Here is a 13,906-nt window from a genome sequence, read left to right as displayed (position 1 = left end):
GCTTGTAGAGTAAAAAACCGCCGTCTGGCGGTTTTTTATTGGCGCGTGTCACCCTTATTTGAACCCGCCGTTGCGAATGAATTCGAGACCGGCGGCGGTGATCCGCGTTTGATGCGGGTCGATATCATAGTTGTTCTCGTCGATGTCGCTCATCACATAGGCCTGTATCAGGCCCTTGGTTTTGAGATAGGCGAAGGGATCGGCGAACGCATGCGGGCTGGTGGCGTCCTGCTTCCACAATTCGTAAGTTTTCTCATCCAGCGTGCCGGGGTGATTGGCGGCCAGCCGGGTCAGGATCTGATTGTAGAACGCATAATCGGTCATGATACAGTCCCCTTTATCGCGAGCGATAATCGCGGAAAATGGCGGTAAGGTCTTTCAATCATAGCCGATGTTTTCCACCGCCTGTGCGGGTTAGCCGCGTTGGCTTTCAATCCAGTGGAACAGGCGTGAAATGGTGAAGGTGATATCGCCGATGTTGAAGAGTGCGCCGAGCCACAGGGTGAGCATAACAAGGATACCGATGATGACGGGAAGGTCCATTTTGCTCATGATCGCGTGCTTCATCAATTAAGAGTGTGCTGTAAAGCCTACCATCAAACCCGATTGTCATAAAATGCGCTGCGTATTATTTCAGTTGAATTTAAAGCAAAAAAGCCACCCAATCGGGTGGCTTTTGTCTTTCAGCGCCGATCAGTCCAGCTTGGGATGCTGGTCGATCAGGATCTGCTTTTTCTTTTCCAATTCGGCGATCTGCGCGTTGATGTCCTCGACTTTCTGTTCGATGTTGTCGTAGGTCTCCTGCAGCAGCTCTTTCGCCTCTGAGCGGTCAGACGCCGCCGGCGTCGCGCCGCGCAGCGGTTTGTTGGCGGTTTCTTTCATGTACAGACCGGTGATAAGACCGATCACCGCCACGACCATCAGGTAGTAGGCCGGCATGTACAGGTTGCCGGTCGCCTCTACCAACCAGGCGGCGGCGGTCGGTGTCGCACCGGCGATCAGCACCGAAATGTTGAACGAAATCGCCAGCGCGCTGTAGCGAATGTGCGTGGGGAACATCGCCGGCAGGATGGAGGCCATCACCCCGGTGAAGGAGTTGAGCAGAACCGCCAGCACCAGCAGACCGACGAAAATCAGGCCAATGACGTTGCTGTTGATCAAAATGAAGCACGGGATCGCCAGCGCCAACAGGCCGATGCTGCCGCCGATGATGAACGGCTTACGGCCGATGCGGTCGCTGGTCAGGCCGATCACCGGCTGCACGAACAGCATGCCGATCATGATGGCGATGATAATCAGAACGCCGTGATCCTCCGAGTAGTGCAGGTTATGCGACAGGTAGCTCGGCATGTAGGTCAACAACATGTAATAGGTCACGTTGGTGGAGATCACGATACCGACACACACCAGCAAACTTTTCCAGTGTTTGGCCGCGATCTCTTTGAACGAGGTTTTCGGCGGATTTTCGATGGCGTTGCGATCCTCTTTCTCCATCTTATCCACGTGTTGCTGGAACGCCGGGGTTTCTTCCAGCGCATGGCGCAGATAGAGACCGATCAGGCCCAGCGGCGCGGCGATGAAGAACGGAATACGCCAGCCCCAGTCGAGGAAGTTGGCTTCGCCGACGATGCTGGAGATCAGCACTACTACGCCTGCGCCCATCACAAAGCCGGCGATGGAGCCGAAGTCCAGCCAGCTGCCCATAAAGCCGCGCTTGCGGTCCGGTGAGTATTCGGCGACGAAAATTGCCGCACCGGAATATTCACCGCCGACGGAGAAGCCTTGCGCCAGCTTGGCCAGCAGCAGCAGGATCGGAGCCCAGATGCCGATCGATGCATAGGACGGGATCAGGCCGATACAGAAGGTGCTGACCGCCATGATGATAATGGTGACCGAGAGCACCTTCTGGCGACCGAACTTATCGCCCATGGCGCCGAAGAACAGGCCGCCGAGCGGACGCACCAGGAAGGGCACGGAGAAGGTCGCCAGCGCGGCGATCATTTGTACGCCGGGCGAGGCGCCGGGGAAGAAGACCTGGCCAAGTGCGTAGGCGACAAAGCCGTATACGCCGAAGTCGAACCACTCCATCGCGTTGCCCAGGGCCGCTGCGGTGATCGCCTTCTTGAGTTTGCTGTCATCGATGATGGTGATGTCGCTGATGTGCATCGGTTTATGTCGTTTTTTTCTTAACTTCATATAATCATCCCTTAATGAATTATTCGTTGTTCGTGAAAGCGTAATCTCCGTTCACTATTGTTTTCGAGTTATCAAATAGGCTAATCGAATCGCGGTTCAAGACGATTCATTATCCACATTTAAGTTGGGATGTGGATCACAAAATATCGTCATTTATGCCAAGGTTATGTCATTTAGGTGACTAATTATTTTGCATCTATAGCTTAACGTTATATCTTGCTGCGATCAAATTCAGCAGTTTAACTTAAGTGTTTGCACCGATTTGGTGCGAGAATGGTCTAATAAATGTGCGATTTGACGATTTTTCGTCTAATTTGTGATATTTTAAGTATACAGAGTACGGGAGATAAAACAGGAAAAATTGATGTGTTTGCCGTCAAAAAAAACGCCTGACCCACTGGCCAGGCAGTTTGGATTAAGGTACCGATGAACCGCCGAATTCGAGATAGATTTTCGCCAGATTCTGGTACTGCGCGAAGCGGTTTTCATCCACCGCCAGCTCCGCCTGACGGCGTTGTTCCTGCGCGTTCAGCCAGTCGGTAATGGTGACGGCGCCCTGCCGGTAACGCACCTCGTTCAGCCGCTCCGATTTGCGCGCCAGCGCCAGCGAGGCCTGCAACTGCGCCTCTTGCGCCAGCAGCTGCGCGCGCAGCGACAGGGCGTTATTCACATCGCCCATCGCCTTGTACAGCGCCTGCCTGAATTCCAGCACCTGCTGTTCGTAGTCATTACGGGCGATCTTAATCTCCACGCCCATTTGCCGCCACTGCAGGAACGGCAGCGTCAGGCTGGCGCCGAGGCTGCCGGTCGGGTTGCGCAGGAATTCCAGCAGCGCGCTGCTGCTGGCGCCCAGTGAACCAGTCAGGCTGAACGCAGGGTAGTATTGCAGACGTTTTTCGTCGACGTTGGCCAAGGCGGCGCGCAACCGCAGCTCTTGAGCGCTGAGATCCGGACGACGGCTCAGGACGCTGGCGGGAATGCCGGTGTTGATCTGCGGCATCGTCGTCGTCGGCAGGCGCGCGGGCGCGATGGTGGCCTGGCCTGATGGCGCGCCCAGCAGCACCGCCTGCTCGTTCAGCGCCTGTTGACGATCGTGTTGTAACGACAGCAGGCTGCGTTCCTGCGTCAGCACGTTTTGTTCCGCGTTCACCACGTCCAGCGCCGAGATGCTGCCGGCCTGATAACGGGCGTTGGCCAGCCGCAGCGTCGTTTTGGCATAGGCGATGCTCGCCTGGCTGACGCTGATTTGTTGATTGAGAAAACCGATGCGCCAGTAATTCGTGGCGGCGTTGGCCAGCAGCGTCAGGCGCGCCGTCTGCAGATCCTGCTCGGAAGCCTGGCTGGCCCACTCGGCGGCGTCGCGCTGGCGCGCCAATTTGCCCCACAGGTCGACTTCATAGCTCGTAGAGAGCGTCGCGCCGCTGGTTTTATTCCAGGCGGAGGACTCCGACAGCGGGCGATTGATGCCGCTGTTCAACGAGGCGTTGACGTCGGGCGCGGTGCTGATGCCAACGCGTTCAGCTTCGAGGCGCGCGCGGTAGACGCGCAACACGGCGACGGCCAGATCGTTGTTGCTCGCCATCACCTGTTGCAGCCAGCGATCGAGCTCGGGATCGTGGAAATCGCGCCAGTCGAACGGCGTCGGCGCGGCGTTTTCGGCGGCGTGCTGCCAGCTCGTCGGGTAGTTGACCTGCGGCGCCCGGTAGTCGCTTTTCAGGGCGTTGCCGCAGCCGGCGGTGAGCAGGGCGGCGAGGCTTAATGCCAAGGGAGAGAAAATTTTCATGGGTTACTCGCTGGCCAATGAAACGACCGGATCCATCCTTGCCGCTTTGCGGGCGGGGAGATAACCGAAGATCATGCCGATTAAGGTTGAACAGAAAAACGCCGTCGCGGCGGCTTGCCAGGAATAAATGGCGGTGAACATGCCGCCCGCCAGCGAGGTGAACAGCGACCCGGCGGCGAACGACAGCGCGATGCCCAATGCGCCGCCGATCAGGCAGACCAGCACCGCCTCGATCATGAACTGTTGCATGATATCGCCGCGCCTTGCGCCGACCGCCATGCGCACGCCGATCTCATGGGTGCGCTCGGTCACCGAGACCAGCATGATGTTCATCACGCCCAGGCTGCCGATCACCAGCGAGATCGAGGCCACCATCAGGATCAGCAAACTGAGCGTCATCGAGGTGCGCTCGATCGATTTACGGAACTGATCGCGGTTGAACGTCATGAAATCCTTGACGCCATGGCGCTGGGTCAGCAACTGCGTAATGGCGCTGACGGCGGCTTCGCTGGCGACGTCATCCTTCAGCCGCACGGTAATGCCGCTGAGCGTGGTTTTGCCGACCATGCGGTACATCACCGTGCTGTAGGGCATCCAGACGCTGATGCGGTTGGGCGCATAGTTGCGTTCGCTTTTGGCGACGCCGACCACCCGCGCCGGCACCGAGCCGAGAAACACGATCTGGCCGAGCGGCTCGACGCCGAAATCGCCGAACAGCGCCTGGCGCGCGTTGTCGTCGATGATCACTTCCTGCAGCGCGTTGCGATCGTCGCGGAAGGTGGCGCCTTGCACCAGCGTGATGCCGTTGACGCGGAAATAGTCGCGCCCGACGCCGGTGATCGAGGCAGTGGCGGATTTACTGCGAAAACGAATGCTGTCGGACGCGCTGACCTCCGGGCTGACGCTGTCGACGAAGCTTTGCTGCGCCAGCGCGTCGGCATCGGCCGGCACCAGGGTGCGGATGCTGTCGATGGCGTCGTCGAAGAAATCACGCCCCGGATAGATGCTTACCACGTTGGTGCCAAGTCCCTTGATATTCTCCAGCGTGCGCTGCTTGGCCCCTTCGCCCAGCGCCACGACCGTAACGACGGCGGCGATGCCGAAGATAATGCCGGTCATGGTCAGCGCGGTGCGCAGGCGATGGGCGTTCATCGCTTTCAGCGCCATGTGCAGCGATTCACGGGTGCGGTCGATCAGGCTTTGCCAGCCGCTTTGCCGGCTGCGGTTCGGCGGCGGCAGCGCGACGGCGGGTGCCGATTGGCGGCCGCTGTCAGCGATGATCTCACCGTCCCGCAGCTCGATGACGCGCTGCGCATGTTGTGCCACGTTCATATCGTGGGTGACGATCACCACGGTGTGGCCGCGCTGATTCAGCTCGCTGAGGATCGCCAGCACTTCCTGGCCGGATTGGGTGTCCAGTGCGCCGGTCGGTTCGTCCGCCAGGATAATTTCGCCGCCGTTGATCAGCGAGCGCGCGATGCTGACGCGCTGCTGCTGGCCGCCGGAAAGCTGGCCGGGCTTGTGGTCTTCGCGTCCTTCCAGACCCAACCGCGCGAGCAGCTGCGCTGCCCGCTGCCGCCGCTGATCGCGCCGGGCGTTGGCGTAGATGGCCGGAATTTCAACGTTGCCCAGCGCGCTGAGATCGGGCATCAGGTGATAACGCTGGAAGATAAAGCCGATATGCTCGCGGCGCAGGCGGGCCAGTTCGTCCGGCGACAGGTGGGCGGCGTTCTGGCCGCTGATGTAGTAGTCGCCGCGATCCGGTACGTCGAGACAGCCCATGATGTTCATCAGCGTCGATTTGCCGGAGCCGGAGGCGCCGATGATCGCCACCAGCTCGCCGGCGGCGATGGTCAAATCGATGTCTTTCAACACCGTCTGCGCCTGACCGCCGTTGGTGTAGGTTCGGCTGATGCCTTTTAGCTCGATGATCGCGTTCACAGGAAAATGCCATCCTCAGCCGACTTGGCGGCGGGCTGCGACAGCACCACGGTTTCACCGGCTTTCAGGCCGCTGAGGATCTGAATGTCGACGTTGTTGGTGATGCCGGTGGTCACTTCGCGCGTTTCCAACTGTTGATCCTGAGTCAGCACCTGTACCTGTTGCCCTTTTCCTTCGGTTTTATGCACCGCCTGGATCGGCACCAGCAGGGCATTCTTCGCGTCGCCGAGCAGTAAGGAAACCTGCGCGGTCATGGCGATGCGCAGGCGGTTTTCCGGGTTGGGCACGTCCAGCAGCGCGTTGTAATAGACCGAGGCGTTCGAGGTGCCGGAGCCGGAAGCGGAACTGGTGCCGGCGAGCGAGTCGTCTTTCATCACCGATTCCGGTGCCAGCTCGATGGTGCGCAGCGTGGCGTCGTAGCGTTTATCCGGATCGGAAAAAATAGTGAAGTACGCCTTTTGCCCCGGTGAAATGCGGGTGATGTCGGCTTCGGAGATCTGCGCCTTTATGGTCATCGTATCCAGCCGCGCCAGCTTGACGATGGTCGGCGCGCTTTGGCTGGAGTTGACCGTTTGTCCCTGCTGCGTGACCACGGCGATAACAATGCCGTCCATCGGCGCGACCACGCGGGTATAGCCCAGATCGATTTTTTTCTTCTCGACTTCTATCTGCGATTGCACCAACTGTGCATTGAGTGCCTGCAGATCGGCGCGAGTGGTGGCGAGCGAGGCTTCGGCGGTCTCGAAGTCTTCCCGCGAACTGGCCTCGTCGTTCAGCATGCGGCGCTGGCGTTTAAAACGCGACTCTGCCTGTTTCAGCAAGGCCTGTTTGGCTAACATATTGGCTTTGACTACGTTCAGCGCCGCTTCGGCGTTGCGCAGATCGTTGCGTTGTTGCAGATCGTCGATGTCGGCGATCGGTTGCCCCTTGGTGACGCGATCGCCCAGTTTGACCTTCAGCGATTTGACTTCGCCGGAGACCCGCGCGCCGACGTTAACGCGTTCGACGGCATCCAGCCGCCCGGTGGCCAGCACGGCGTTTTCGATATCGCCCAGGCGGGCCGGCGCGGTAACGTAATCCTGCTGCGGCGGGCGTTGCCAATAGATTGCCAGCGCGACAGCGACGGCGATGAAAACGATGGCGGCGATCAACGCCAGACGGCGGGAGGGGAGTTTTAGTGATGACATACCCAGGTTTTCCATAACGATAAAAGCGGCGGTTCCAGTCTGCCATCATGGCAGCGCCAGCTTGAACTGGCGCTAAACGTGAGGCGCTTTCCCGCTGGAAAGGGGATAGTAAAGGCTTTCGCGCTAAAGATCACGGCGAGTTATTATCCGCCGGGTGTGCAACCGGCTGCACGGCACGCTATACTGGCTAAAAAACCAGTATTCATTCATCAGCAGGATAACGCCGCCGTCATGATGCCAAACCGCCTCGAGCCGGAACTCGACATTTACCAATACCCGGAGCACCTGCGCGCCTGCCTGGCGCCGTTGCCCAAAGGGCCGGGCGTCTATGTGTTTCACGGCGAAAGCGAAAGCCTGCCGCTTTACATCGGTAAAAGCGTCAACGTGCGCAGCCGCGTAATGGCGCATTTCCGCGCGCAGGACGAGGCAAAAATGCTGCGTCAAACCCGGCGCATCAGCTTTATCGAAACTGCGGGCGAGTTGGGGGCACTGCTGCTGGAGGCGCAATTGATCAAGCAACAGCAGCCGCTGTTCAACAAACGCCTGCGGCGCTCGAAACAGCTGTGCGCGCTGCGTCTGCAGGCGGACACGGTGACGATTGCCCACGCCAAAGAGATCGATTTCGCCGTCACGCCCCACCTTTATGGGCTGTTTGCCAATCGCCATGCCGCGCTGGAAAAGCTGCGCGCCATCGCCGACGAGCATCGTTTATGTTACGGCAAGCTGGGGATCGACAAGCTGCCCGCCGGGCGAGCCTGCTTCCGCTACAGCCTGCGCAAGTGCGCCGGCGCCTGCTGCGGCATGGAGCCGGCGCAGGAACATGCGCGGCGGCTCGGCGCGGCGTTGGAACAGCTACGCATCGCCTGTTGGCCGTTCGCCGGGCGAGTGGCGTTGGAAGAACAGGGCGAGACGCTGCGCCAGTACCATGTGATTCACAATTGGTTTTATCTGGGCTCGGTCAGCAGCCTGGCGCAGGCACAGCAGCTGCAGAGCGCGGCCAGCCACTTTGACAGCGATGGCTACAAGATTTTGTGTAAGCCGCTCATCGCCGGCGATTACCGGATTATTGAGCTGCCGTAACGCCATAGCGCTATCGATAACCTAAGACTTATCTGTAAATTCAGGGCATTATGCTAAAAAAGCTTGAGTCCATAATGTTGTTATGGATAATGGCGCCCCGAAGCGAAGGAACGCGCTATTAACTCAGTTGGCAGAGTGATTGGTTTTATAATGGCTTGTTTTGGCTTGAAAATTGATAGACGCGGGTTCGAGTCCTGCATAGCGCGCCAGCTTTCTTCCCTTCATCTCACCGCGCTTACCGTAAAGCGCACCCGGGTTGATTTGCACTATCGGCTCCTCGTTGGGATTTTCGGGTGTGCTTTACCGTAACCGCTGGCTTTCCTTCCTCTTTCTCTTTCGATCCTTTGCTAAACTGTAATCAGGCAGGCTTGCTGCCCGGCAACAGGAGGTCGATATGTCTCACTCCGAGCAACTGCAGGAACTCTTGCAACGCGTCGCCGCCCTCGAGGCGAGAGAGAAAGCGCTGACCTCCGCGTCCAACGCTTATCAGGCGATTATCACCACCATGTTGGGCAATATGGAGAAGACCGAACGTGACCGGATCATCGCGATGATCGATCAGGCTCATGAAATCGCTTACGCCCGCGCCATTCAACGCAGCAACGAACCGCAAAAGCAGAAAATCAAACAGGCCGACGATGTGGCCCAGCGCATGTTCATGTTTGCGCAAGGCAAGGCCGCCCAGCCGCGCTGAATCCGAACTATAACAGTTGCCGCCATTAAGTTGGCTAACTGATCTACCCGGCGAAACTGTACTTGTGTTACTTTTAGCGGTGAGATTTGATGGCAATGCTGTTTCCAGCATAAGGTTGTAACGATGGACGCGATTAAAAGCATCTTGGTTAAAGAGATTGAACAGATCAATCGGCGCGAAGGGCGTGACGGCAAGCCGCGCTTCAACAGCGAATTCGCCCGCACGCACCGCTATCTGTGCCTTGCCATGTTCGCCGGTTATTTCGCGGTGATCGCCGTGATGTACCAGGTGCCGTACATGGGGATATATGCCTTCCTGGGCTTCACCGCTTTCGTGCTGTTCATGTTCGCCATGCTGCTGATAGAGATCCGGCCGGTATACCGCTTCGAGGACATCGGGGTGCTGGATCTGCGGGTTTGCTACAACGGCGAATGGTACTTTACCCGCGCGCTGTCGCCTTATGCGGTGCAGCAGCTGCTGGATGAGCCGTCTATTGGCGCAGCGCTGAAACAGAAGATGCGGGTGATCATCGGCAACAAGGGCGAAATCGACTTCTACGACGTGTATGACATGGCCTACGGAAAAAAGCCGCAGGATGAGCCACCGCAGCTGGCGGCGGCAAACTGAAAGGTTTCCGGCCGGCGGCTTGTCGATTATACTCAGCGTTTGAACGTGAAGCAGAGTGAGGACCAAGCGATGAGTGATGATATTTTCGATTTTGATATCGATGCCGAACTGGCGAAAGCCGAAGAAAAAGCGGCGCAGAAGGTAAAAGAGGTCCCTGAGTTCCTCGAAGGCGAAGCGGACTGCGAAGGTTGCAAGATCTGATCGCCTGACCCATAAAAAAAACCGCCGCGGCGGTTTTTTTTATCTCTGAGCCTCCGCGGTATCAATCCAGCACGAATCCCCAGATGAGGAACGCCGCCACCAGAATCAGGCAAAGCGCGGACACCGTCACCAGTATTTTCCCCAGAATGTCTTTTTCTTGTTCCCGCTGCGTCACGTTGAAATTATCCAATTAAAAGTCTATGGACCAAACCGGCGATGCTGAGATCGAGCGCCGCTACGCCCAGCGCCATGATCATCATCACCGAAAGAAATCGAGTCTTACCGTTCACATCCCTAATCCCTGTTGGCGCCGCTGTTAAATTGTTTTTATATCAACCGGATATAATTCAGCGACGCCGTACTTCATGCATCATGATAGTGATTAAGAACGTTCTTAAGGCCAGAAGTTCCCTCGTCTGGTAACGCAGCCGGTGCGGCAGCGTCAGTCGGTTACGATCCGCACGCCTATTTTGCTGACTTGATTGCCGTCCATTTCGGCGATGGTCCAGGTCAGGCCGTCCCATTCCACCTGGTCGCCGATCACCGGTTCGCCGCCAATCAGCTGAATGACGAACTGGCCAAGCGTCTGCTGCTCGTCCACGTCGTCTTGCAGATTGAGGCCATAAAGCTGCGAGATGTCGCTTAAACGGGCGTCGGATTGCAGGATAAAGTCGCCGAAGAAGCGCTCGTCGAGCGTCACGGCCGGCGCCTGGCTGAACAGTTTGCCGAGGATCGGCAGGTCGTGCTCATGGCCGATGACGCACAGAATATCGTTCTCCCGCAGGCGGGTACTGCCGCTAGGGTGCAGCAGCTCTTTGCCGCGGAACAGGGCGGCGATGCGGGTGTTGGGCGGCATTCTCAGCTCACGCAGCGCCGCGCCGACGCACCAGTTTTCCGCCGAAAGCTGATAAACGAACTGTTCCCACTGGTTCTCCGGGTGCACATCCAACCCAACGCGGGAGATAGGCGTCAGCGCCGGCGGCACGATCACCTTGGCTTTTTTGGCGGCAAACGACAGCGTGGTGCCTTGCAGCAGCAGGGAGACCAGCACCACGAAGAACGCCACGTTGAAGAACAGCTGGGCGTTGGGCAGCCCGGCCATCATCGGAAACACCGCCAGGATCACCGGCACCGCGCCGCGCAGGCCGACCCAGGAAATAAAGCCGCGTTCGCGCAGGGTAAAGCTGCGGAACGGCAGCAGGCCGATGAACACCGACAGCGGGCGGGCAAACAGGATCATCCACAGCGACAGCAGCAGGGCAGGGATGGCGATCGGCAGCAGCTCGTGCGGGTTGAGCAGCAGGCCGAGCACCAGGAACATGCCGATCTGGCTGAGCCAGGCCAGGCCGTCGAAGGTTTGTACGATGCCGTGACGGTTGCGGATCGGCCGATTGCCCAGCAGCAGGCCGCACAGGTACACCGCCAGAATGCCGCTGCCGTCCAGCGCGGTGGTCAGCGCGAAAATAAGAATGCCGCCGCTCACCGCCAGCAGCGGATAAAGGCCGTCCGCCAGTTTGATGTGGTTGATCAGCGTCAGCAGCAGCCAGCCGCCGCCCAGGCCGAAGACGATGCCCATGCCGAACTGCTGCATCAGATGCAGCGGGAAGGTCCAGCTCAGCGCGGTTTCCCCGGCGGCGATCATCGCAATCAGCGTGATGGTGAGAAACACCGCCATCGGATCGTTGCTGCCGGACTCGATCTCCAGCGTGGCGCTGACGCGCTCGTTCAGGCCTTTGCCGCCCAGTAGCGAGAAGACCGCAGCGGCGTCGGTTGAACCGATAATGGCGCCGATCAACAGCCCCTGCAGCAGATCGAGATTGAACAGCCAGGCGGCGGCCATGCCGGTCAGGCCGGCGGTGATCACCACGCCGACGGTGGCGAGAGACAGCGCCGGCCACAGGGCGACGCGGAACGAGCTGACCCGGGTGCGCATGCCGCCGTCGAGCAGGATCACCGCCAACGCGAGGTTGCTGACCAGGTAAGCGACCGGATAATTGCTGAAGACGATGCCGCCGGGGCCGTCGACGCCGGCCAACATGCCGATCGCCAGGAAGATCACCAGGATCGGAATGCCGAGCCGGGAAGAAAATGAGCTGAGCAGAATGCTTGCCCCCACCAGCACGGCACCGATGACGAACAAACTGTTAATGGTGCTGGCATCCAAAATATCGTTCTCCTGAGGCTGGGGGATAGGGGGCACTGCGCGTGTGTCGATGATAGCGTGTTTAGTGGGTAAAACGCCAAGGCTGATTGCGAAAACAACCGATCAATTATTGCCATTTGGTGTGATTAACCGAAGAAAGTGAGGAGAAGAGAGAGAATCCTGCCTTTTTTCCAACATTATCAGGCTGCTGTATTTCGGCTTTGGCAACAATGGCCGATCGTGGCTGAGGGAAAAACCATTAAGCCCGCGCAGGCAGGCTCAATGGTATGCAGGCGCGGTAGGGTTAGTGGTCGAGCGATTCCAGCGCCCGTTTGATCAGCTCGCTGGCCAACTTGCTTTCCGTTTCGGAAATGCCGTCGAGATTGAAGTTGGAGAGTTCAGTGACCAAAACGCTGCGTTCTTTGCCGCTGATTGAGGCGTCCAGCGCGGACAGCAGCCTGCCGAGGATCTTCAGCAGGGTGGCGTTTTCCACTTCGGCTTCCTGAGCCGGGGTCTTCTTATCAGTCATTCAAAATCCTCTCTGTCGTGACGGAAGGGAGATGCAGCTAACGCCATCGAATGAAGTAAACGATCGCGCAGCCCTTCGGGGGTGTTGAGCCCAATCACTACCGTAAGGCAGGGATCCGGATTTCTACTTATGCATCGCAGTTATAACGATTAGGGTATGTATTCAGCCGTATCACTTTGCCCTAACGGACGGCGCCAGGCTGAGCAATGTGTGCTTTGCGTGCAAACCACCAGTATAGGCTTTTTGCACGACGGCAAGATGACAGGAAACCCCTGCAAACGATCGGGTTTGCAGGGGCGCAAGGTTATTGCGGCTTACCGGAGAACAAGAAGCGCAGCACCGGAATACGCTTGTGCAGTTCATATAAAGCGAAGGCCAGCGAGAACACAAACAGCAGGCCCAGCAAGAATCCCAACAGGTTGTTGCCGATATAAGGCGTCACGAAAGCGCCATATATCAGGGTCAACGGGTGGTGCACCAGATATATAAACAGTGAGGCATTGACCAGATAGGTGATGCGCGGCGAGTGATAATTCAGCAGGTTATGCCCGAAAGAGAACACCACGTTGGTCATCAGGATCCCCATTAGGGTTTTGATCACCACTTCCAGTTCGAACATATAGCTGCTGTGCGCCAACAGCTTTTGATTCAGCATATATGCGATAAACAACAGCAGCGAGCCGAGCAGCGCCAGCGGCGAGCGACGCAGAAAAATCTCCTTAAGCCACACGTACTTAAACGCATAAGCGCCGAGGATGAAGAACGGCAGGTAGAACATCGTCTCCATCACCACGAAATTGAACAGGCCGTTGGATAATAGCTGCGGCGCGACAATTAAAATAATACGGTGCGCGGCCGAATAGCATACCGCATAAATAAAGAAACACAGTGAGATGTTTCCTAATCCACGCAGTCTGTTTATTAACGCCGGAATATGCTCACGAGTTTGACGCTTGATTTTACGGAACAGATAAAAGCAGGCACAGGTTAACAACGACAGCGTCAATAAGAACCACAGATGAGAAACCAATTCCCAAACTGTTACATTTATTTTCTGATAGAGAGAAAATTCATCCCAGCCGTTTAATTTATCGGTGAAATATTTCAGCATGAAAAACTGCGGCACCGTAATTAGCGGGATGGAGCTTAACAGCGGGATCGCCACCCGCTCCAGCCTGACCTTCAGCCACTGGTGGCGCTCGTAGCGCTCGTAAAGCATGTAGGAGAAGTAGCCGGATATCACGAAGAACACCTGCATACGGAAAGCGTGGATGAAGTCGTTCAGCACCGTGAGCGAGAAGGAGGGGGACGCGCTGTTCACCGCCCAGGCATGGCTGGAATAAATCAGGGAGAGGTGAAACGGAATCCCGAGCAACATCAAATAGGCCCGGATCGAATCGAGGAAAAACTCGCGCTGTTTGCTGCCTTTAGTCATAGATTACCGCTGGTGATTTAATCGGGTGCTCATTAACACGCTTAATAAGTCGTCAAACGTTAAATTGTTATCCGAAACCCTACTATAGCC

General features: G+C 57.5%; 14 protein-coding genes and 1 tRNA gene. 5 read left to right on the top strand and 10 right to left on the bottom strand.

The features are described 5' to 3' along the window. Positions 1-54 precede the first annotated feature (54 nt). From ACUXAC_RS10200 to ACUXAC_RS10175, 6 genes are all read right to left on the bottom strand, one after another. Positions 55-324: a hypothetical protein gene (locus tag ACUXAC_RS10200; RefSeq protein ID WP_033646469.1), complete on the bottom strand. Its 270-nt coding sequence runs from the start codon at positions 322-324 to the stop codon at positions 55-57. Positions 325-414: 90 nt separating this feature from the next. Then, complete coding sequence (locus tag ACUXAC_RS10195) at positions 415-552, bottom strand: hypothetical protein (protein ID WP_162215441.1); 138 nt, start codon at positions 550-552, stop codon at positions 415-417. A 141-nt stretch (positions 553-693) separates the two neighbouring features. Beyond that, entirely contained in the window at positions 694-2,196 is a 1,503-nt protein-coding gene (proP, locus tag ACUXAC_RS10190) for a glycine betaine/L-proline transporter ProP (protein ID WP_060419579.1), read from the bottom strand. A 415-nt stretch (positions 2,197-2,611) separates the two neighbouring features. Further along, the gene (locus ACUXAC_RS10185; protein WP_387442482.1) at positions 2,612-3,979 is read right to left on the bottom strand and encodes a macrolide efflux RND transporter outer membrane subunit EtsC; all 1,368 of its coding nucleotides are present in this window, start codon (positions 3,977-3,979) and stop codon (positions 2,612-2,614) included. Between the two features lie 3 nt (positions 3,980-3,982). Next, on the bottom strand, positions 3,983-5,920 hold the full coding sequence (locus tag ACUXAC_RS10180) for a MacB family efflux pump subunit (RefSeq protein WP_387442479.1): 1,938 nt from the start codon (positions 5,918-5,920) through the stop codon (positions 3,983-3,985). Then, entirely contained in the window at positions 5,917-7,122 is a 1,206-nt protein-coding gene (locus ACUXAC_RS10175; RefSeq protein WP_100396532.1) for a macrolide efflux RND transporter periplasmic adaptor subunit EtsA, read from the bottom strand. Before ACUXAC_RS10175 ends, ACUXAC_RS10180 begins: the two co-directional genes overlap by 4 nt. Before the next feature lie 216 nt (positions 7,123-7,338). On the opposite strand from ACUXAC_RS10175, the gene cho reads away from it, so the two are divergent. The 5 genes from cho (at position 7,339) to ACUXAC_RS10150 (ending at position 9,709) form a co-directional block, all read left to right on the top strand. After that, on the top strand, positions 7,339-8,187 hold the full coding sequence (gene cho / locus ACUXAC_RS10170; protein ID WP_100396533.1) for an excinuclease Cho: 849 nt from the start codon (positions 7,339-7,341) through the stop codon (positions 8,185-8,187). Between the two features lie 112 nt (positions 8,188-8,299). Next, positions 8,300-8,396, top strand: a tRNA-OTHER gene (locus tag ACUXAC_RS10165). A gap of 185 nt (positions 8,397-8,581) precedes the next feature. Beyond that, a complete protein-coding gene (locus ACUXAC_RS10160; protein ID WP_387442476.1) occupies positions 8,582-8,881 on the top strand; it encodes a sigma-S stabilization anti-adapter protein IraP in 300 nt (99 codons plus the stop codon). Positions 8,882-9,004: 123 nt separating this feature from the next. Further along, on the top strand, positions 9,005-9,508 hold the full coding sequence (locus tag ACUXAC_RS10155) for a YlaC family protein (RefSeq protein ID WP_038875410.1): 504 nt from the start codon (positions 9,005-9,007) through the stop codon (positions 9,506-9,508). Between the two features lie 69 nt (positions 9,509-9,577). Continuing rightward, a complete protein-coding gene (locus tag ACUXAC_RS10150) occupies positions 9,578-9,709 on the top strand; it encodes a hypothetical protein (protein ID WP_387442473.1) in 132 nt (43 codons plus the stop codon). Positions 9,710-9,770: 61 nt separating this feature from the next. Here the strand turns inward: ACUXAC_RS10150 and ACUXAC_RS10145 are convergent, their stop codons facing one another. The 4 genes from ACUXAC_RS10145 to mdoC form a co-directional block, all read right to left on the bottom strand. Beyond that, positions 9,771-9,899, bottom strand: a complete 129-nt coding sequence (locus ACUXAC_RS10145) for a hypothetical protein (protein WP_019455877.1) — start codon at positions 9,897-9,899, stop codon at positions 9,771-9,773. A gap of 252 nt (positions 9,900-10,151) precedes the next feature. Beyond that, on the bottom strand, positions 10,152-11,873 hold the full coding sequence (locus ACUXAC_RS10140) for a potassium/proton antiporter (protein WP_038875414.1): 1,722 nt from the start codon (positions 11,871-11,873) through the stop codon (positions 10,152-10,154). Between the two features lie 283 nt (positions 11,874-12,156). Continuing rightward, entirely contained in the window at positions 12,157-12,381 is a 225-nt protein-coding gene (locus ACUXAC_RS10135) for a hypothetical protein (protein ID WP_038875417.1), read from the bottom strand. A 304-nt stretch (positions 12,382-12,685) separates the two neighbouring features. Beyond that, on the bottom strand, positions 12,686-13,816 hold the full coding sequence (mdoC, locus tag ACUXAC_RS10130; RefSeq protein ID WP_060419569.1) for a glucans biosynthesis protein MdoC: 1,131 nt from the start codon (positions 13,814-13,816) through the stop codon (positions 12,686-12,688). Positions 13,817-13,906: the final 90 nt, after the last annotated feature.

This window comes from Serratia sp. 121840015-1 (assembly GCF_053627655.1).
The sequence above is the reverse complement of the archived record's forward strand: the minus strand, read 5'-3'. Positions and strand labels throughout refer to the sequence as shown.